This window comes from Streptomyces sp. NBC_01622, from assembly GCF_045209635.1.
GTDB lineage: Bacteria > Actinomycetota > Actinomycetes > Streptomycetales > Streptomycetaceae > Streptomyces.
The window spans coordinates 1,980,996-2,000,807 of the sequence record NZ_CP109293.1 but is presented as its reverse complement, the minus strand read 5'-3'; the positions used below and the strand labels follow the sequence as shown (position 1 = coordinate 2,000,807).

At 69.6% G+C, this 19,812-nt stretch carries 16 protein-coding genes and 1 pseudogene; 10 read left to right on the top strand and 7 right to left on the bottom strand.

What is annotated here, in order from left to right:
• Positions 1 to 131: 131 nt before the first annotated feature.
• The 4 genes from OH768_RS09240 to OH768_RS09225 are packed head-to-tail and all read left to right on the top strand — an operon-like array spanning position 132 to position 4,094.
• Positions 132 to 971, top strand: a complete 840-nt coding sequence (locus OH768_RS09240; RefSeq protein WP_406451888.1) for an SDR family oxidoreductase — start codon at positions 132 to 134, stop codon at positions 969 to 971.
• Positions 972 to 1,015: 44 nt separating this feature from the next.
• Positions 1,016 to 2,488: a cytochrome ubiquinol oxidase subunit I gene (locus OH768_RS09235; protein ID WP_406451886.1), complete on the top strand. Its 1,473-nt coding sequence runs from the start codon at positions 1,016 to 1,018 to the stop codon at positions 2,486 to 2,488.
• Positions 2,485 to 3,534 carry a cytochrome d ubiquinol oxidase subunit II gene (locus tag OH768_RS09230; protein ID WP_406451884.1) on the top strand — a complete coding sequence of 350 codons (1,050 nt, stop codon included), beginning with the start codon at positions 2,485 to 2,487 and terminating at the stop codon, positions 3,532 to 3,534. The genes OH768_RS09235 and OH768_RS09230 overlap by 4 nt, the downstream gene beginning before the upstream one ends.
• A gap of 17 nt (positions 3,535 to 3,551) precedes the next feature.
• Positions 3,552 to 4,094 carry a gluconokinase gene (locus OH768_RS09225; protein WP_406451882.1) on the top strand — a complete coding sequence of 181 codons (543 nt, stop codon included), beginning with the start codon at positions 3,552 to 3,554 and terminating at the stop codon, positions 4,092 to 4,094.
• A gap of 192 nt (positions 4,095 to 4,286) precedes the next feature.
• Here the strand turns inward: OH768_RS09225 and OH768_RS09220 are convergent, their stop codons facing one another.
• Positions 4,287 to 4,496 (bottom strand): hypothetical protein, encoded by a 210-nt coding sequence (locus OH768_RS09220; protein ID WP_406451880.1) that lies wholly within the window; start codon positions 4,494 to 4,496, stop codon positions 4,287 to 4,289.
• Positions 4,497 to 4,936: 440 nt separating this feature from the next.
• Positions 4,937 to 5,235: pseudogene (locus OH768_RS09215) on the bottom strand (DUF6325 family protein).
• A gap of 288 nt (positions 5,236 to 5,523) precedes the next feature.
• Here OH768_RS09215 and OH768_RS09210 point away from each other — a divergent pair.
• Positions 5,524 to 6,687, top strand: a complete 1,164-nt coding sequence (locus tag OH768_RS09210; protein WP_406451878.1) for a hypothetical protein — start codon at positions 5,524 to 5,526, stop codon at positions 6,685 to 6,687.
• Between the two features lie 129 nt (positions 6,688 to 6,816).
• Here the strand turns inward: OH768_RS09210 and OH768_RS09205 are convergent, their stop codons facing one another.
• Positions 6,817 to 7,755: a DUF389 domain-containing protein gene (locus tag OH768_RS09205; protein WP_406451876.1), complete on the bottom strand. Its 939-nt coding sequence runs from the start codon at positions 7,753 to 7,755 to the stop codon at positions 6,817 to 6,819.
• A 129-nt stretch (positions 7,756 to 7,884) separates the two neighbouring features.
• Here OH768_RS09205 and OH768_RS09200 point away from each other — a divergent pair, with 129 nt between their 5' ends.
• The 5 genes from OH768_RS09200 to OH768_RS09180 all read left to right on the top strand — a co-directional run bounded on the left by OH768_RS09200 (position 7,885) and on the right by OH768_RS09180 (position 15,505).
• On the top strand, positions 7,885 to 8,817 hold the full coding sequence (locus OH768_RS09200) for a cyclase family protein (RefSeq protein WP_406451874.1): 933 nt from the start codon (positions 7,885 to 7,887) through the stop codon (positions 8,815 to 8,817).
• 849 nt (positions 8,818 to 9,666) lie between these two features.
• Positions 9,667 to 10,560, top strand: coding sequence for a YhjD/YihY/BrkB family envelope integrity protein (locus OH768_RS09195; protein ID WP_406451872.1), 894 nt, complete (start codon positions 9,667 to 9,669; stop codon positions 10,558 to 10,560).
• A 100-nt stretch (positions 10,561 to 10,660) separates the two neighbouring features.
• A complete protein-coding gene (locus OH768_RS09190; RefSeq protein WP_406451870.1) occupies positions 10,661 to 12,247 on the top strand; it encodes a GMC oxidoreductase in 1,587 nt (528 codons plus the stop codon).
• Positions 12,244 to 13,662 (top strand): DUF2252 domain-containing protein, encoded by a 1,419-nt coding sequence (locus tag OH768_RS09185; RefSeq protein ID WP_406451868.1) that lies wholly within the window; start codon positions 12,244 to 12,246, stop codon positions 13,660 to 13,662. Before OH768_RS09190 ends, OH768_RS09185 begins: the two co-directional genes overlap by 4 nt.
• A 25-nt stretch (positions 13,663 to 13,687) precedes the next feature.
• Positions 13,688 to 15,505: a glycoside hydrolase family 15 protein gene (locus OH768_RS09180; protein ID WP_406451866.1), complete on the top strand. Its 1,818-nt coding sequence runs from the start codon at positions 13,688 to 13,690 to the stop codon at positions 15,503 to 15,505.
• Here the strand turns inward: OH768_RS09180 and OH768_RS09175 are convergent.
• The 4 genes from OH768_RS09175 to OH768_RS09160 form a co-directional block, all read right to left on the bottom strand.
• A complete protein-coding gene (locus tag OH768_RS09175) occupies positions 15,456 to 16,760 on the bottom strand; it encodes a chloride channel protein (protein WP_406451864.1) in 1,305 nt (434 codons plus the stop codon). The genes OH768_RS09180 and OH768_RS09175 overlap by 50 nt on opposite strands.
• Positions 16,761 to 17,154: 394 nt before the next feature.
• Positions 17,155 to 17,883, bottom strand: coding sequence for an NAD(P)H-dependent oxidoreductase (locus OH768_RS09170; protein ID WP_406451862.1), 729 nt, complete (start codon positions 17,881 to 17,883; stop codon positions 17,155 to 17,157).
• Positions 17,884 to 18,264: 381 nt separating this feature from the next.
• A complete protein-coding gene (locus OH768_RS09165) occupies positions 18,265 to 19,035 on the bottom strand; it encodes an MIP/aquaporin family protein (RefSeq protein WP_406451860.1) in 771 nt (256 codons plus the stop codon).
• Positions 19,032 to 19,769, bottom strand: coding sequence for a YoaK family protein (locus OH768_RS09160; protein WP_406451858.1), 738 nt, complete (start codon positions 19,767 to 19,769; stop codon positions 19,032 to 19,034). The genes OH768_RS09165 and OH768_RS09160 overlap by 4 nt, the downstream gene beginning before the upstream one ends.
• Positions 19,770 to 19,812: the final 43 nt, after the last annotated feature.

Sequence of the window (19,812 nt, the reverse complement as noted above, 5' to 3'; positions counted from 1 at the left end):
GCCGTTCGGCCCGGCCCGTCACCCCGACCGGCTGACGAAGGACGCGCTGACGAGCGGTACTGATCCACCAGTGTTTTCGTTGTGGGGCGGAATGCTTCGAATGTCCGCGACGGCACCACAGGGAGACATGAGTGGAAACCAATGGAAGTGATGGTCGCCAGCCCTTCGCCTACCCGCTCCTGAAGGGGCAGAAGGTGCTGGTGACGGGGGCGAATTCCGGCATCGGCAAGGCAACGGCGATCAGTATGGGGCGGTTCGGCGCCGATGTCGTGGTGAATTACGTGTCCGGTGAGGACGCCGCGAAAGAGGTGGTGCGCGAGATCGAGGGGTTCGGCGTCCGCGCCTACGCGCACGAGGCGGACGTGTCGCAGGAGGACCAGGTCGTCGACATGGTGTCCCGCATGGTCAAGGAATTCGGGACCATCGACGTCCTGGTGGCGAACGCGGGACTCCAGCGCGATGCCCCTCTCACCGACATGACCATGGCTCAGTGGCACAAGGTACTGGACGTCAATCTGACCGGACAGTTCCTGTGCGCGCGCGAGGCGGCCAAGGAGTTCATGCGACGAGGCGTCGTCCCGGAGGTCTCCCGCTCCGCCGGGAAAATCATCTGTATGAGTTCGGTCCACCAGATCATCCCCTGGACGGGCCATGTGAACTACGCGGCGTCCAAGGGCGGGGTGCAGATGCTCATGGCGACCCTCGCGCAGGAACTCGCGCCGTACCGGATCCGGGTGAACGCCGTTGCCCCCGGAGCGATTCGCACGCCCATCAACCGCAGCGCCTGGGACACCCCCGAAGCCGAAGCCGATCTTCTCCGGCTCGTCCCCTACCACCGCGTCGGCGACCCGGACGACATCGCCAACGTGGTGGCCGCTGTGGCCTCAGACGTCTTCGACTACGTCGTAGGGACCACGATCTACGTGGACGGCGGAATGACGCTGTTCCCCGGTTTCGCAACGGGCGGCTGAGGCCCGCTGCCCTCAGCCATCCGGTACGAGCCACCGAGGACCATGTGAACAGCGCGATCGACCACTTTCTGGCGGACGGGCCGCCACAGCTTCTGCCGGCCCGGGAACTGATGGCCTTCACCCTGGCCTCCCACATCCTGCTCGTACCCTTCGGAGTGGCGCTGCCCGCCATCACCCTCCTGATGCACTACCGCGGGCTGCGCAAGGGCGACGCCGTCGCCCTGCTGCTCGCGCGGCGCTGGTCGGCGGTCATGGCCGTCCAGTTCGCCATCGGCATCGTCACCGGCACGGTCCTGTCCTTCGAATTCGGCCTGTTGTGGCCGGGGATGATGGGCCGGTGGGGCGATGTCTTCGGGCTCGGCTTCGGGGTCGAGGCGTGGGCGTTCTTCCTCGAAGCGATCCTCATCGCGATCTATCTGTACGGCTGGCGCAGGCTCAAGCCGTGGACGCACTTCTGGCTGGGCCTGCCGCTGCCGCTGGCCGCCCTGATGGGGGCGTTCGGCATCGTGGCCGCGAACGCCTGGATGAACACCCCGCGCGGATTCACGCTCGACTCGTCCGGCAACCCCGTGGACGTCGACGTGCGCAAGGCGGTCTTCACGCCGATGCTCGGTCCGGAGTACTGGCACTTCGTGGTCGGTGTGATCCTGACCGCCGGGTATGTCGTCGCTGGGGTGTACGCGGTCGGCCTGCTGCGGGGCCGCCGGGACCGCTATCACCGGCTCGGCTTCACCGTGCCGTTCACTGTCGCCGCGATCCTCACCCCCGTGCAGTTCATGCTCGGCGACTCGATCGCGCGCTCCGTCTTCCACAAGCAGCCGATCAAGTTCGCGGCCAGCGAGATCGTCTGGAAGACCGACACCCACGTGCCGGAGTACATGTTCGGACGCATGCATCCGGACGGGTCGATCTCCGGCGGGATCAAAATCCCCCAACTGGACTCGATCCTGGCCGGATTCAGCGCCGACACCAAGGTCACGGGCCTGTCCTCGGTCCCCGCGAGCGACCGGCCGACGGCCACTCAGGCCACCATCGCGCATTGGGCGTTCGACATCATGGTGACCATCGGAAGCCTGCTCATCCTGCTCGCGCTCTGGTACGGATGGTGCTGGCTGCGCCGCCGTGACCTGCCCAGGTCACGGTGGTTCTTCCGGTGCGCCGCGGTGGCCGGCGCCGCCTGCCTGCTGACCGTGGAGTGCGGCTGGATCACCACCGAGGTGGGCAGGCAGCCCTGGATCGTCTACCAGAACATGCGGGTCTCGCAGGCGGTCACCGGCACCCGTGCCGCGTCTCTCTGGGCGATGTTCGGCGTCGTCGTGGTGGTGTACGTACTCGTCCTGGGCTCCTTTCTCGCCGTCCTTGTGAAGATGAGCCGCCGGTGGCGGCTGGCCGACGAGGGCGCTCTCGCGGGAGCCGCGGCCGGGGATCTGGAGGGCGACACCCCTTACGGGCCTCGCCTGTTGTCCACGACCGGAGGCAGGGAAAGGGACACGGGCAGGAGCGGGGGAGACGAATGATCGAGGACGTCGTCGCCTGGGTGCTGCTGGCCGCGGTGGCCGCCTACGCGTGTGCCGGCGGCACGGACTACGGTGCCGGATTCTGGGACCTCGTGGCGGGCGGAGCCGCCCGGGGCAGACGCCCCAGGTGGCTCATCGACCACTCCATGGAACCCGTCTGGGAGACCAACAACGTCTGGCTCATCTTCGTCCTGGTCATCATGTGGACCGGCTTCCCGGTCCTGTTCCAGACCCTCTTCTCGGCCATGTGGCTCCCGTTGGCGCTCGCGGCCGTCGGACTCGTGCTGCGCGGCGCCGGGTTCGCCCTGCGCAAGCCCACCCGGAGTCTCGCCCGCCGCAGGGTCTACGGCGCCGTCTTCGCCGTCTCCTCACTCCTGACGCCCTTCTTCCTCGGAGCGGCAGTCGGGGGTCTCGCCACGGGCCGGGTGGCTCCCGGCACGGAGGCGTCCGCCGACGCGTGGTCCAACGGGACGTCCGTGATCGCCGGGCTGCTGACCATCGCCGCTACCGCGTTCCTCGGAGCGGTGTTCCTCACCGCCGACGCCCGCCGCTTCGACACCCCCGACCTCGTCGGCTACTTCCGGTTGCGGGCCTGGTGCAGCCTCGGCGTCATCGCTGTCCTGGCGGTCGTCGGCCTCGCCGTGACCCACGACGACGCCCGCTATGTCTATGACGGGCTGACCAGTGGAATCGGTCTCGCCCTCGTCCTCATGGCCGCCGTCAGCGCGTTGGCAACCGCCGGGCTGCTGTACCGCGCGGCGACGGGATGGGCGAGGGTCACGGCGGTCGGCAGCGTTGCCCTCGTCGTCGTGGCGTGGGGGCTGGCCCAGCGTCCCTATCTCATCCCCACGTCGCTTACCGTGTCCCAGGCGGCCGGCGCATCCACGACGCTGCGCTGGCTGATGCTGGTCACGATCGTCGCGGTGGTGCTCGTAGGACCGCCCCTCGTCCTGCTCTACCGGCTCGACACCCGCGGGGCCCTCCAGCCCCTCACCGCGGCGGACCTGCGGCAGACGGCGGCCGGACGCGAGCCCGAGAGTCCGTGACCGGGACCCGGGAACCTGTGACCGGCGCCGCGAACGGGCCGCCGATCGTGGTGGTCCTGGGTGTGTCGGGTTCCGGGAAGACCACCGTCGGCAAGGCAGTCGCCGAGCAGCTCGGAGTGCCGTTCGTCGAGGGCGACGACTTCCATCCGGCAGCGAACATCGTGAAGATGAGCGTCGGCCACGCCCTGGACGACGCTGACCGCAAGCCCTGGTTGCGTGCCCTCGCCGAGCGCATCCGTCAGTCCGCCAAGGCCCGCGAGGGGCTGGTCATCGCCTGTTCGGCCCTCAAGCGCGCCTACCGCGACGAGCTTCGGTCGGCCGCGGGCGGACGGCTCTGGTGTCTGTACCTCGCCCTGGACCGGGATACCGCATGGGACCGGGTGTCCCGGCGCACCGGTCACTTCATGCCCGCCGGGCTGGTCGACTCGCAGTTCGCGACGCTGGAGGCGCTGGAACCGGACGAGCCGGGTATGACCCTGGACGCCACCGTCGATCTTCCGGCGCATCTCAGCCGGGTGCGGGCCGCCGTCGCGCACTGCGGCGAGCGCACAGGCAGTTGAGGGGTCAGGCCCTGAGGAGTACGGCGACGTCTCCCGGCCGAGGCGTCGGGCCGCCGCCAGGGGTGAAGGGGAGGAGCCGGCCGTCACCCCGTACCAGGAACAGCATCCGGTGCCCGGCCGGAAGGGCGCCATCGACGCGACGCGACGCGTCACGACACAGGCGCCCCGCGCGCGGCGGCGAGCCGGTTCGGGTCAGGTCAGGTCCGGATCGAAGAGCACCTGACCGCCTGCGTGGGGGGCGATGACGCCCGGGTTCTCGGCCCCGGTGGCCGCGGCGAACAGCTCCCCGGGGGCGAGGTCGATCCCGGCGGCGCGGATGCTGTCGCGCTCTGCCTCGCGCCCCGCCCACATGACCACGTCCAGTCCCGCCGACCGCAGGGCCCGCCCAGATCGACCACCCATGGATCACCGCCCACGAGCAACGGTCTGGAGCGCGCCGAGCGCACCACGCCCAACCGTCTCGCCACGGGCGCCGCGCTCAGCCCGTACAGCATGACCGTGGCGACGATCACCGCGAATGTGGCCGGCAGGATCTTCGCGGCGCCTCCGATTCCCTTGTCGACGAGCGTGGCCGAGAATGTCGAGGCGGTGGCCGCGGCCACGATGCCGCGCGGCGCCATCCATCCCGGGAAGCCCGTTTCCCCGGCTGTCAGATCGGTCCGCAGCGCCGACACGGCCGCCACCAGGGGCCGGGTCACGAGGAGGAGGACCGCCACGAGCCCCAGTGTCGGCAGCAGCACGTGCCGCAGGGAGTGGGGGCTGACGGTCGCTGAGATGGAGATGCCCGCGCGGACGAGGACACGTCACCGAGCCCGGCCGGCTGACCCGCAGTGGCCGAGTCTCTACCTCGTCGGCGGACGCCCGGGTTCCGTTGCGTCCAGCGCGGCCACGACTGTCGGTACAGGGATCCGCCCGGACGCGACCAGCTGCGCACCGCCGCGTCGCAGCGCGGTGGCGAAGGGCGCGGCCCACAGGTTCTCGTAGATCAGGATTCCGGCCGCATTGCCGGGCTTCAGGGCGGCCCCCGCCTCCTCGATGTCGTCCTGGCCCAGCAGGCCGGAGGACGCACCAGCAGCGGAAAGCCCTCACCGGTCATTCGGTTACCGGGAAACTCGACGACCACATAGTCGATCGGTCCCATTTCGACGAATTCGTCGTTCACGGCTTCACCCCTGGGTGGTCACGGCAGCGGGCATCCCCCCGGGTTTCCGCGTTGCATTGCAGCATCGGACAGGAGTCGCCGCACCTCGGTACGGCGTTCACCCCGCCGGGCCCCTCCAGGCCGCCGGATCGGATCCGTACGGATCTCCTGGGGCCATGACCAGTAGCGTGCCCCCACCAGACTCGGACGATCACTCCGCAGGCCCGCCCGGCGGCGAGCAGGCTCCGGTCGACGGGATCGTTCCTGCTCATTCTCTTCGCCTCGCTCTTGTCCCTGCTCGCCGTCGTCTCGGTCTGGGCCAACAGCATCGTGCGGGACACCGACCGCTACGTCGCCACCGTGGGGCCGCTGGCGAGCAACCCGGACGTGCAGAAGGCGGTCACCAAGCGCGTGACCAACGCGGTCCTGGCACAGGTCGACGTGGACGGGCTGGTCAATCAACTGGAACAGGCGGCGAAGCAGAAGGGTGTCCAGCCGAAGGCGGCCAAGCTGATCGGCAATCTGGACGGACCGAACAGGAGCGGGCTGAAGAGCCTGGTCAGCGGCACCGTGGAGCGGGTGGTCTCCAGCGAAGCCTTCGACAAGGTCTGGGTGAACGCGAACCGCGCGGCCCACAACGCCGTGGACAAGGCCCTCACGGGCAAGGCGGACGGTGCGGTGTCCGTCAAGGACGGTCAGGTCGCCATTGACGTGGGACCGATCGTGGCCCAGGTCAAGGACCGACTGGTCAGTGCCGGCTTCCAGCAGGCCGCTCGGATCTCGACCGTTCACACGGAGTTCGTGGTCTTCGCGTCCAAGGACGTCGGCAAGATCAAGTGGTATCTGAGGGTGCTGGAAATCATCGGCAGCTGGCTCCCCATCATCGCCGTACTGATCGCCGCCGCGGGTGTCTACCTGGCTGTCCACCGTCGCCGGGCCCTGGTCGGGGCCGCTCTGGGGGTGTTCGCCGCCATGTTGTTGCTCGGCATCACGCTCAGCCTCCTACGGACGGTCTATCTCAACCATCTGCCTGCCGGGGCGTCCGAGGCCGCTGCCGGCGCGGTGTTCGACTCGCTGGTCAAGTTTCTGCGCGCCGGCGTGCGGGCGGTCGGTGCGCTCGCTCTCGTGACGGCCATCGGCGCCTTCCTCACGGGTCCGTCCCGCGCCGCCGTCCTGGTCCGTACGGGCTGTGGCAGGGGTATCGGCGCTCTGCGCGACGTCGCCGTGTCGGCGGGGCTCCGGCTGGGCGCGGTCGGCCGGTTCGTGCACCGCTACAAGCAGTGGATCGGCAGGGTGATCCTCCTGGTCGCCGCGATCGTGCTGCTCACCTGGAGCTACCCGCCCACAGCGGTCGTGGTGTGGACGGTGGTGATCGTGCTGGTCGCCTTGGCGATCCGCGAGTTCCTGGACACGGGCAGCGACAGCGACACTGCTCCTACGCCCTCGGCCTGACCGCCCGCTGAGCAGGTCCGGTGAAGTCGAGAACTTGGGGGAGCGACCAGCCGCGACGGCGCCGCAGGGGACCGACGGCACATCGCGGCCCCGCGGCGGAGCCGCACATCGACACAGGCGGCGGAGCGCTTAGCGCCAGCGTGCGCTCACCCGGCGCCAGATCGCCCGCTGGCACTTGAGTGTGCCGGTCCCGACCACGATCAGTACGCCGATGTTGAGCAGCAGTTGCAGCAGGGAACCCCAGGCCTCGTCCCAGCTGCCGAACGCCGACGAGACGCCGATGTCCGCCGCCGCCGGAATCGTGGTCACCGAGATGAAGACGCCGAGCAGTGCGCTCGTCCGGGCCTCGGCAAGCGAGACGATGCCGACGACCCCGGCCAGCACCGCCACCGTGGCCGAGAAGAAGTTAGGGGTGTTGATCAGATTTGAGACGGGCCTCAGCCCCAGCTCGAAGGCCCTCGGCTGCAGTCCGAAGCCCCGGACGAGGAGGGCGAAGAGGAGGGTCGCGGCAACGGCCATCAGGAAGCCCACGAGCAGCGCCACGAGGCCCTGCTCGATTCTCGGCCGGGCGCGGTGGTCGATTCCGAGCGCGATGCTGGTGATGGCCCCGTACTCGGGTCCGACCACCATGGCCGCGACGATGAGGATCTGGGAGTTGGTGATGATGCCCACCGCGCCGATGAGTCCGGCGATGACCAGGAAGAGGTAGAAGCTCGGCGGGTATCTGCCCTCCGCCCGGATCCGCGCCTCCACCTGCTCCCACACCGGCGCGCGCAGCCGGGCCCCGAGCTCCTCGGCCCCGGCCTTGACCGCACGATCCGAGAAGACCGTGTCCACCGGATCGAGGACGAGGGAGCCACGGTGTTCCAGTCCGAGGTCCCGCAGACCGCGCAGCACCTCGTTCGCGGCTCCGGTCAGCACGTCGCACTCTATGGCGTCGCCCTCGGGCTTGCGTACGCTGCCTGTCTGCAGGAGCAGGTTCAGGACGCACGGCTCGGCGCTCAGCAGGGCCATGGTGCGTTCCGTGAGGTCCGGCGGGCACACCGCGCGGACATGGATCATGTCCATCCGGACCTCCGCGGATCGGTTCGATGCGGCGGCTACGGCCCCGACCGGGGCGCCCATCCATTAACGCGGCGGTTCCTGAGCCCGGCAACTCGGTGTGCCGGAATCCGGCGCCTGCCGGAGGGTGGGGGTATGCGAACGCCCGACGAGCTGAGCGAGGCCGACTTCCGGTCGCTCCACCGCCACCTGCGCGGCACGGCTCCCGGCGGCGCCACTCACCGGGGCGCCCTGGACACGATCACCGGGGAGCAGGTGCTGGCGGCCGTCCGCGAGGTGCGGTCGGGACGTACGGTGTCGCTTGCCGCCCCCGTGAACACCCGTACCGGGCCTGACGACGCCGCTCCGGCCGAGCACTGGCTCACTGCTCCGCCCGACGCCGAACCAGCGGCGCAGGGCCTCGAATTCGCGCGGGACCGCTTCGCCATGGACATCCACGGTGATGTGGACAGTCACCTCGACGCGCTGTGCCATGTCATCTACGACGGCACCCTGCACGGCGGTGTACCGGCGGCGGGCGCCCTGTCGCCGGACGGAGCGAGCGCCCTCTCCGTCGACCTGGCCCGCGACGGCATCGTCGGACGCGGCGTCCTCCTCGACATCCCCCGGCTGCACGGTGTCCGCTGGCTCGAACCCGGAGCGAACGTGAGAGCCGAGGACCTCGCCGCCGCCGAAGCACGGCAGGGGGTCCGGGTCGGCCGGGGCGACATTCTCCTCGTACGGGTCGGACACCGCCGACGCCGTGAGGAGCTCGGCCCCTGGGATGTGGCCGATGCCCGTGCCGGACTCCATCCGACCGCCATGGAGTTCCTGGCCGAGCGGGAGGTGGCCGTACTCGGCAGTGACGGCAACAGCGACACGGCCCCCAGCCCGGTGGAGGGAGTTGCGTTCCCGGTGCATGTGCTCGCCGTCCACGCGATGGGACTGCATCTGCTCGACTATCTGCGGTTCGAGGACCTCGCGCCCATCTGCGTGCAAGAAGCCCGCTGGTCGTTCCTTTGTGTGATCGCCCCTCTCCGGCTGCCGGCGGCCACCGGCTCGCCGGTCAATCCCCTCGCGATCCTGTGACGGCTGATGGCGGACGAGTGATCGTCCGGCGTCCCACGGCTCAGCCGGTCAGCTGGTAGATGCTCTTGCCGACCAGGTACAGCCCCAGCAGCAGTGACAGACTCACGATCGCCTGGTCCTGATGGTCCTCCAGCCACGTACGCAGCCTCCCGAGCCGCACCCGGGCCGACTCGGGGGCGAAGGTCGCGTAGATCTCCGGCCAGCAGGCTGGAGGTGGCCGGCAGGCAGTAGCCCATCAAGGCCGCGTACCCGGCGGCATGGGAGAGGTCGGCCTCCACCACGGTGGCGGCGCCGGCGGCCACCATCCCCCACTGCTGGAGCAGCAGGGCCAGCCCGGCCGCCGTCCACGGGGAGATCCGGTCGAGTCGTGACATCGGCCCGGGGGACTTCTGCCTCTTGCCCCTTCTGCGGCGGGCGTGGTCCGCGTACCAGACGAGCCCGACGCCGATGGCCAGTTTGGCGGCCGCGACGAAGCCGGCCAGCCACGCGAGGACAAAGGACAGGCCCTTCCAGATCCCGCCCCGCGCCGACAGCACCAGGACGAATGCGGTGACCGGCAGCGGGTCCAGGGTGATCGCCAGGCCGATGAGAACCAGATCAAGAACCATTGCTGCCCCCGCCCGGCCTCGCGAGCCTCGCTACGGCGCAGCAATCGCCCATGGTCTGATCGTCACCGCCCTGGCACGCGTTCACAAATCCGCGATGCCCGCCGAAACGCCACCGGCGGTCTCCTCACCCGTACGGCACATCGGCGTTCGCGCCGCAGGCCCTGTCGGCCGCCCCGGGCGACACTCTGGTGAGGCCGTCATGCCTCGGGGCGTGGCGCCCGGAGGCGACCTCGGGAGCAGCATGCGCGCAGGCAGAGAATCCGGCCCGCCCACGGACGGCGGGACGAGCCGTTGGCGTGCCCGGGCGGCGGAGCTGCGGGTCCGGCTGCTGCGGCTGCGGAGCACCGCCGAGGAGCGGTTCCCGGTGATCACCCGCCTCGCCTCCCACCTGATCGCGGTGAACCTGCTGGACTCCGCGACGCGGCTGGCGGCCCAGGCATTCCTGACCGCCGTCCCCCTGCTCTTCCTGGTCGCCTCCTTCGCTCCGCAAGGGGTGCGCAACCAGATCATCACTTCGGTGCACGACGTTCTCGGCATCAGCGGCTCCGCCGACCAGCAGCTGAAGAAGGTCTACCAGGCAGATCCCGCCACTCTGCAGCAGAGCACCGGGGTGGTGAGCGCGCTGATGGTGCTGCTCTCCGCCACCGCCTGCAGCCGTGCGATGCAGCGGCTGTGCCAACGGGCCTGGCGGATGCCGAGTGCGGGCGCCCGGGTCGCCGCCTGGAGATGGCCCGTGTGGATCGCGGTCTGGATTGTCGTCGTCGCTCTGCAGGGGCCGCTGCGGGACGGATTCGGCGTGGGGCTGTGGCTGGGCCTGCCGCTCCTGCTGGCCGTACAGGTGGGCGTGTGGTGGTGGACCCAGCACCTGCTGCTGGCCGCGCGCGTCCCCTGGATGCCCCTGCTGCCCGGGGCGGTCCTCACCGGGGTGGCCATGACCGCACTGGCGGTGATCGCGAAGCTGTACGTGCCCACCGCGCTCAACCGCAGCCTGGACCGGTACGGATCGCTCGGCGCGGTCTTCACCGTGTTGTCGTGGCTGATCGGACTCTGCGTGGTGGTGGCCCTCTGCATCACCGCCGGCGCGGTCATCGCCCGGGAACCCGCGGTGTCCCGGCGTTTCGGTTCACCCGATTAGTCCAAGTCGCCGGAAATATCACCCGGGGATACGTTGGTAGTTGGACCAGACGTTCCCTTCACCCGGCGGACCGGAGCATGCTCCGAGGACGGTGGCCGGCATGACCGACGAACGACACTACGACGTCATCATCATCGGCACCGGTGCGGGCGGTGGCACCATCGCCCACCGGCTGGCTCCCAGCGGAAAACGGATCCTCCTTCTCGAACGCGGAGACTATCTGCCCCGCGAACGCGACAACTGGGAATCCACCGCCGTCTTCGTCAAAGGGAAATACCGCGCTCCGGAGTTCTGGTACGACAAGAACGGAAACCAGTTCCCACCCGAGGTCAATTACTACGTGGGCGGCAACACCAAGTTCTACGGCGCCGCGCTTTTCCGTATGCGCCCCGAGGACTTCGGCGAACTCCGGCACCACGACGGCGTCTCCCCGGCCTGGCCACTGAGTTACGAGGAACTGGAGCCGTACTACACGCAGGCCGAACACCTCTACCTCGTCCACGGCCGGCACGGCGAGGACCCGACGGAGGGCCCCACCAGCGCCCAGTACGCCCACCCGCCGGTCCAGCACGAGCCGCGCATCCAGCAGCTGAGCCACGATCTGGAGAAGCAGGGGCTGCACCCCTTCCACCTTCCGATCGGGGTGAACCTCACCCAGGACGACCGGGGACGGGCCACGCACACCAGCGCCTGCATCCGCTGCGACCGGGTCGACGGCTTTCCCTGCCTGGTCGGCGCGAAGTCCGACGCGCAGGTCATCTGCGTCGACCCCGCCCTCGCACACGCCAACGTCGAGATGGTCACCCACGCGGACGTGCGTCGCCTCGACACGGATGCGACTGGCCGCAGTGTCACCTCGGTCATCGCAACGGTGGGTGACGGGGACCCTTCCACCGTGGAGTTCAGCGCCGACATCGTGGTCGTCGCCTGTGGAGCGGTCAACTCGGCCGTCCTGCTGCTGCGTTCGGCCAACGACCGGCATCCGCAGGGCCTGGGCAACAGCTCGGACGTGGTGGGCAGGCACTATATGCGCCACAACAACCTGGCCCTGATGGCCGTGTCCAAGGAACCCAACGACACCAAGTTCCAGAAGACCCTGGCACTGCACGACTGGTATCTGGGGTCCGACGACTGGGACTACCCCCTCGGCGGCATCCAGATGCTGGGCAAGTCCGACTCCGAGCAGATCCACGGCGAAGCGCCCCGTTGGGCCGGGGCCGTCGCTCCCGACATGCCCTTCGAGGTGCTCGCCCACCACGCGGTCGACTTCTGGCTGTGCGGAGAGGATCTGCCCGTCGCCGAGAACCGCGTCACCCTGGACCGGGACGGCGGCATCCACCTGGCCCTCGACGAGAAGAACAACATCGCCGGGCTGAAGCGCCTGCGGCACAAACTGCAAAGCATGCTCGGCCACTTGGGCATGCACGAGCACCACCTGCTGTCGCACAGCATCTACCTGCACAAGGGCATGCCCATCGGTGCCACCGCGCATCAGGCGGGCACGGTCCGCTTCGGCCACGACCCCGAAAGCTCCGCGCTGGACGTCAACTGCAAGGCCCACGACCTCGACAACCTCTACGTCGTCGACACGAGCTTCTTTCCGAGTATCGGAGCGGTCAACCCCTCGTTGACCGCCATCGCCAACGCCCTGCGCGTCGGCGACCACATCGCGGAGAGACTGCAATGACCTCCAACCACCCGGACGACAGTGACATCCGCCACCGCACACCTCAGGAGCGTGCCGCGCTGGGCAAGAACGCCCGGGAATCCGTACCTCGCTCCAGCCACGCCGAGTTCGCTCCCACGGTGAAACGGCCCGACCCGGTGGACATCATCGAGGCGCAGTCGGCGACGCGGGTTCCCGAACTCGTACCGATCCGCTACGGGCGGATGACCGAGTCACCGTTCCGCTTCTACCGCGGGGCCGCGGCCATCATGGCCGGGGATCTCGCCGACACTCCCCGGTCCGGGATCAGGGCGCAGTTGTGCGGGGACGCGCACCTGCTGAACTTCCGGCTGCTGGCCTCGCCCGAGCGCCGCATGATGTTCGACATCAACGACTTCGACGAGACGTTGCCCGGCCCATGGGAGTGGGACGTGAAGCGCCTGTCCGCGAGTTTCGTCATCGCGGGCCGGGCGAACGACTTCAGCGACAAGGAGCGGGCCGGCATCGTACGGGCGACGGTGGGGTCCTACCGCGAGTGGATGCGGCGCTTCGCCAAGATGGGCAACCTCGACGTGTGGTACGCCCAGTTCGACGAGGCGTGGGTGCGGGAGCACTTCGGCCCGGAGCTGAGCGCACGGGCCCGCGACCGCTGGTCGCAGGCGGTGACCAAGGCGCGCAGCCGGGACAGTCTCCAGGCATTCGGCAAGCTCACCCACATCGTCGACGGGCAGGCCCGCATCGCCGCCGTTCCGCCGCTGATCACGCCGCTGCAGGATCTGCTCCAGGGCGTCGAACGCGAGGCGATGGAGCAGGAGATCCACCGGCTGATCGAACGGTACGGCCGCACTCTGCCGTCGGACCGGCGGTCCCTGCTGGAGCAGTACCGGGTGACCGACATGGCCCGCAAGGTGGTCGGGGTCGGCAGCGTGGGCACGCGCTGCTGGATCGTGCTCCTGCTCGGCCGGGACGACAAGGATCCGCTGCTCCTGCAGGCCAAGGAGGCCGACCAGTCGGTGCTGGCGCCCTTCGCCGGCGCCAGCGCCTACGGGACGCAGGGCGAGCGTGTGGTCTCCGGGCAGCGGCTCATGCAGGCCACCAGCGACATCTTCCTCGGCTGGGAGACGGTCGACGGGATCGACGGTCGCCGACGTGACTTCTACGTACGGCAGTTGCGGGACTGGAAGGGCATCGCCGAACCCGAGGCGATGGTGCCGGCCGGAATGCGGACCTTCGGCGAGCTGTGCGGCGCCACGCTGGCCCGCGCGCACGCGAGGTCGGGCGACCGGATCGCCATCGCCGCGTATCTGGGCGGAGGCGACTCCTTCGACCGCGCGCTGGTGACCTTCGCCGAGCACTACGCCGACCAGAACGAGAAGGACCACCAGGCACTCGTCGACGCCGTCCGTACAGGGCGGGTGGTGGCTGAAGCAGCCTGACCAGGAGACCGGCAAGGAGACCTTCATGGATCGCTACCCGCCCATCGCCGACCACGGGCTCGTCGGGGATCTGCAGACCGCGGCCCTGGTGTCGTCCCAGGGTGTGATCGACTGGTTCGCGGCACCGCGCTTCGACTCGCCCAGCGTCTTCGCCTCTCTGCTCGACCACGACGGCGGCGGCTATTTCCGCCTCGCGCCCGAGCGTCCAGAGGGCACCTGGAAGCAGCTCTACTACCCGGACACGGCCATCGTGGTGACCCGCTTCATGTCACCCGACGGAGTCGGCGAGGTCGTCGATCACATGCCGGTGCTAACGGGCTCGACGGCGACCGACCGGCACCAACTGGTGCGCGTCGTACGCTCGGTGCGCGGCACCGTACGCTTCGGCCTCGAATGCCGGCCGCGGTTCGACTACGCGCGGGCCACCCACGAACTCGACGTGACGGCCGACACGGCGACGTTCCGGGCCCCGGGCACGACCGCCTACCTCCAGGGCAGCATCCCGCTCGAACGGGACGGGCAGGACGTCCGGGGCAGCATCACCCTCCATGACGGCGAGGCGGCGGCCGTGGTGTTCACGGTGTGCGCGCAGGACGGGGAGGCGCCGCCGCCACCCACTACCGAAGGGATCACCGAAGAGCTCTGGAAAAACATCGACTTCTGGCAGAAGTGGGTGCGCACCTCGAACTACCACGGCCGCTGGACGGAGATGGTGCACCGCTCGGCGATCACCCTCAAGCTCCTCACCTACGCCCCCAGCGGCGCGCCGGTCGCCGCCGCCACCATGGGACTGCCCGAGCAGGTCGGCGGCGAGCGCAACTGGGACTACCGGTACACCTGGGTCCGGGACGGCTCCCTCTCGGTGCGGGCCCTGCTCGACCTCGGCTACGTCGAAGAGGCGACCAGCTTCACCCACTGGCTCGCCGACCGTCTGGGCGCGCGCGAAGGCCCGGACGGCGAACCCCTCCAGATCATGTACCGGGTCGACGGCGACCCGCATCTGACCGAGGAGATCCTGGACCACTTCGAGGGCTACCGCGGCTCCTACCCGGTCCGGGTCGGCAACGCCGCCTCCGACCAACTGCAGCTCGACATCTACGGCGAGGCCCTCTACGCCCTGGCCGAGGGCCGCAAGATCGGCGAACAGGCGGGCTACCACGGGTGGAAGAGCCTGACCCGCACCCTCGACTGGCTCGCCGACTCCTGGGACCGGCCCGATGAGGGCATCTGGGAGACCCGGGGCGGACGCAAGGACTTCACCTACAGCCGGGTGATGTGCTGGACCGCCTTCGACCGCGCTCTGAAGCTGGCGGCCGAGTTCAGCAGGCCGGCCGACACCGTGCGCTGGACACAGGCCCGCGACGAAATCTTCGAACAGGTCATGGAACACGGCTGGAACGAGAAGGAACACGCCATGGTCCAGCACTACGGCGGCGACGTCCTGGACGCCTCCCTGCTGCTGGCCCCCCGGGTGGGATTCGTGCCACCCCGCAGCCCCGGCTGGCTCAACACTCTGGACGCCATGGAGCGTGTCCTCGTCTCCGACAGCCTCGTCTACCGGTACGACCCCCAGGCCTCCCCCGACGGACTGCGCGGCTCCGAAGGCACGTTCAGCCTGTGCACGTTCCTGTACGTCGACGCCCTCGCCCGCGCGGGGCGGCTCCCGCAGGCCCGCTACACCTTCGAGAAGATGCAGACGTACGCGAACCACGTCGGCCTGTTCGCCGAGGAGATCGGCCCCAGCGGTGAGCAACTCGGCAACTTCCCCCAGGCGTTCACCCATCTCTCCCTCATCATGGCCGCAACGACGCTGGACGAGGCGCTCGACCGGTTCTCGCGCTGAACGGCGGGATCCCCGGCCCCTGCGGCAGCAACTCCGTGGTCACGAACGACACCACCGTGGCGAGCACGATCACGGGGACGGTCTCCGAGTTGCCCACCATGAGGACGACCAGCACCACACAGCTGACGGGCAGCCGGAGCGCGGCGGCGGATGCGGCCGCCATACCCGCCGCCATACCCGGTACGACGCCGAGCCCGGGCAGCGGTGAGAGCAGGACCCCGACCGCACCACCGAGGAACAGTGAGGGGAAGGTCGGCCCGCCACGAAGGCTTCCCAGGCAGAGCGTGTACGCGACACCCTTGAACACCAGGACCGCCACCAGACTGCCGACCGACCACGCGTGGGGATCGGCGGCGAGTCGCGACAGGGTGGTCTGGCCGGACAGCGTCACCTCGGACGGCGAACGGCCGGTGATGACGGCGTAGAGCGCCGCGCAGCCGGCCGCACCGAGTGCGCAGAGCACCGTGTTCCGCAACGGATGCGCGGACACGAAGCGCGCCGCGATCCGTCCGCCCACCATGATCCCGTGGATGGCTGCCCCGATGGCGAGCGCCATCAGCGTCGACCACGCCACGTCGCCGACGTCGAGGAGGGGCGGAGCGGGCAGCCCGATGTCGAGACTCTCCGCATTTAGTCCGGTCCAGTGGCCGAAGCCGGTGAAGACGATGGCGCCGACTCCACTGGAGAGCAGGGCGGGGAGCATCACCGCGAACAACTGCGGCCCACCGACTCCGGCCACTTCCATCAGCAGCACTGCAGCGACCAGCGGACTGCCGAAGATCGCGGAGATGGCAGCCGCGGCGCCGGCAGCACCGAGCAGTGCCGTGCTCGCATCGGTCGCGGGGGCCCGTACGAGATCCCGGAAAACCAGCGCCAGACCACCGCCGATCGCGATCAGGGGCGCCTCGGGCCCGAGCGCGGCGCCCAGCGGCAGGCTGGCCAGCGCGGCGACGGCCACTCCGGGAACAGCCGCCTTCGAGGCCCCTCCGGCATGCAGGCCCCCCGCCGGAATGTGCCCGCCCCTGCCGGGGAAACGCAGGACGACCAGGGCGACGACCGCACCCGACACCAGAGCCAGGGGAAGCGGCCACCACCATGGCGGATCGCTCCACCCGAGATCGTGCGGCCAGTCCACCCAGATCAGGTTCTCCAGCTCCTGGAGCAGAACGAGAAACCAGAACGCGAGCAACGACACCGGGATGCCGATCAGGCCGCAGAACACCAGCGCCCGCCGATACTCGGGCCGACGCAGCATCTCCCTCAACTGGTCGGCCTCTTTGGGCTGTTTTCCCGGAGCGGTCCCAGCATCCTCGGGCTTCGGCTCGGCGATGGGTCTTCTCCTGATTCGGCTGGGAGACGATTCGGCTGACGACAGCGTGAGATTACGCACCAGGTCGCCTGACGCCGCTGAGAGCCACGCGGCATCGAACGGAAACCCTCCGGGTGGACGCGCCGACCCGACATCCCGGCCAGGTCGCCGAGCAGCGCTCCGGGTTGTCGCCCGCCGCGCCGACGAGCCACGAGTTGGCGGAGATACGACGGGATTCCGTGTTGCCCAGATCAGGTGCCCTTTGCCGCTGTCTAGAAGAAGCCGAGCTTCTTCGGCGAGTACGACACCAGAAGATCCTTGGTCTGCTGGTGGTATAAGCTCAACACCTCGTTGACCTGCGAAAACAGTCGATCCTGAGGTCAGAGGGGCGGAGTTGGCCCGCGTATAGTCCGGATCTTGGGACAGGGAGCCGACTGCCGGGCTCAGCGCCTCTGCTGTCGGCTGCGCTGGAGGGACCACCTCGCATCTGCCCCTTGCCCATCGGGGCGGCGCGGGCGACCGCGTCCGCGGTGACGTGTTTGACACCGTCCTTGGCTACCGGTCCGGCCGCGGCTGCCAGCAGGCGGGCACGGTGGCGTGCGGTGTCGGCGCGCATTGGTGCTGCGCCGCGAACGGTACGACGGTGACGTCGTCCGCCGTCGTCCGGGCGGCGGAACCGGCTCGCCCGTGCAGCAGGCCAGCCAACTCGCCGGCCGCGCAATCCGGTTGGGGAGCGTGACCGTGAGCGGACACCGTTGCCGCCCCAGTCCTCGCGGCCCGCGTACACCGCTGTGGGTACGACGATCGCGGGCAGGTAGGCCAAGAGCGGACGCAGTGCGTGTTTCAGGGCGAGCGAGTGGCGGGCCGTACCGGCGGTCGCCGTGGCCAGTACAGGCTTTCCGGTGAGGGCGTCGTTGCCGATGACGTCGAGGAACGACTTGAAGGGTCGCGGCACGACGCCGAGAAGACCGGAATTACGGCAGTCAGGCCGTCCGCCGAGGTGACCGTCTCGATGGCTTCCGCGAGGGTAAGGGAGAGGAAGCCGGTGATCAGGTGCAGGCGTCCCCATCGCAGCTCGACCGAGGTCGAGTCAGAGCACCGCCAGAGCCGCACACCCGTGATCCACATCGGCCAACTCAAGCCCCTCAGAGGCTAGTTGCAGAGGTCGCTGCCTCTGACTGCCTCTGAGTGGCCCGGGTCGAACCGGGGTCGAATCAGAGCGATTTCCTCTGACTGCCTCCGCTCGCCTCTGCAACCCGTCCTAGCAGGTCACAGCCTCATCGCCCCCACACAAGCGCAGGTCAGAAAGATGCGCTAGCTGTACCACTGGTTCCTGGCGAAGGCGGTCATGTGCGGCATCGTTGCGGCTTCCGTCTGTGGTGGTGGCCACGTCTTCGGGACGGGGGGCGCGGCGCGGCAATGGGTCTTCCGTCTCGCGGAAGGCGTACGTCTACGGGTGCGGAGCCGGGGCCGGTGCGCGGTCGGCCGGTGTCCGTGCGGGGGTGCGACGGCGGGTGTAGATCCGGTTGACCACGACCGTCGCCGCGAGCGCGCCGAGCGGCGGGGCGAGGAGGTAGGCCGGCAGGAGGGAGAGGTCTCCCGAGAGCAGCGCCGGGCCGAACTCCCGTGCAGGGTTGGCGATTCCGCCGGACAGGGTGCCGAAGGCGATGATCTGGGCGGTGATCATCGTGCCGACCGCCCAGGGGGTGAACGGGCCGAGTCGGCGGCTGGCGACGGCGACTCCGGCGACGGCGACGATGACGAACATCGTGGCGGCCTCGATCACGGCGACGGCGGCCCAACTCCAGCCGGGGGCGGGCCTGATGACGGCGAAGTCCACGGCGGGGGAGGCGAACACCGGCCCCCAGACCAGTCGTCCGGCCGCGATGCCGAGCAGCGAACCGACCAGTTGTCCGGCGATGAACGGCGCGACATCGCGGCCCGGTGTGCGGCCGTAGCGCCACATCGCGAGGGTGATCGCCGGGTTGATGTGGCCGCCGGTCACCCTGCCCCAGGGGGAGAGCATGACGGCGGTGACCGTGTAGCCGGAGAGCGGGGCCACGGCGAGGAGCCGGCGCTCTGGAACGTTCCACCAGCCGCCCGCCGCCGGGTCGAGGGTGCCCAGCAGCCAGCGGACCGTGGTGGCCACGACGAACAACATGACCGCGGTCAGGGCGAGTTCGAGGAGGGCCGAGTGCAGCGTGCGCCGGTTCCCGGTCACAGCGGCTTCGTCCACGAGGCGTCGGAGCGGGTCAGTACGAACGCGGTGACGGAGGCCGCCACCAGCAGCAGCGCGGCGAACAGCAGGGGCAGCGCCCGGCCGCCGTGCTCGACCGCCACGGCACCGGCCAGACCGCCCGCGAACATCGCCGCCGCCGACAGCAGCCGCCGGCCCACCTTGCTGCCCTTGCCGCCCGCGAGCCGGCTGTCCGCCGCCACTCCGGTGATGGTGAGCGTCAGCACGGTCGTGGTCAGATCGGGTACGGCCAGGGCACGGGCGGTGGCGTTCTGCACGCCCATCGCCAGGCCGAGGAGCGCGATCAAGGTGTATTGGACCGCTGTGCTCACGTGCGCGGTGTCGGTGGTCTGTGCCACGACGTACGCCGCCAGGACCAGGGTCGTCTCCAGCAGCAGCGCCAGGTGCAGGACCCGCCCCCGGTGGGCGCCCGCCCCGTGGGCGAGCCGGCCGCCGAGCAGGGCGCCGGCGGCGAACGCGGCCAGCGCGGCGAGGGACGCGGCCAGTGAGAAACCGGCCGCGCCGGCGATCGCGAAGCCGGAGAAGACGACGTTGCCGGTCATGTTCGCGACGAAGACATGGCCCAGGACGAGATAGCTGAAGGCGTCCACGAGCCCGGTCACCACCGTGAGCGCGAGCATCAGGGGAGGGAGGGGGCCGTGCCGGTCCTTCATGTCGGGGACGACCGTGGCCCACGCGTCCCGCAGTACGGCGGACATGGCAGTGCTCCCATCGCTGGAGGTCTCCCGGTCTCCCGGCTCT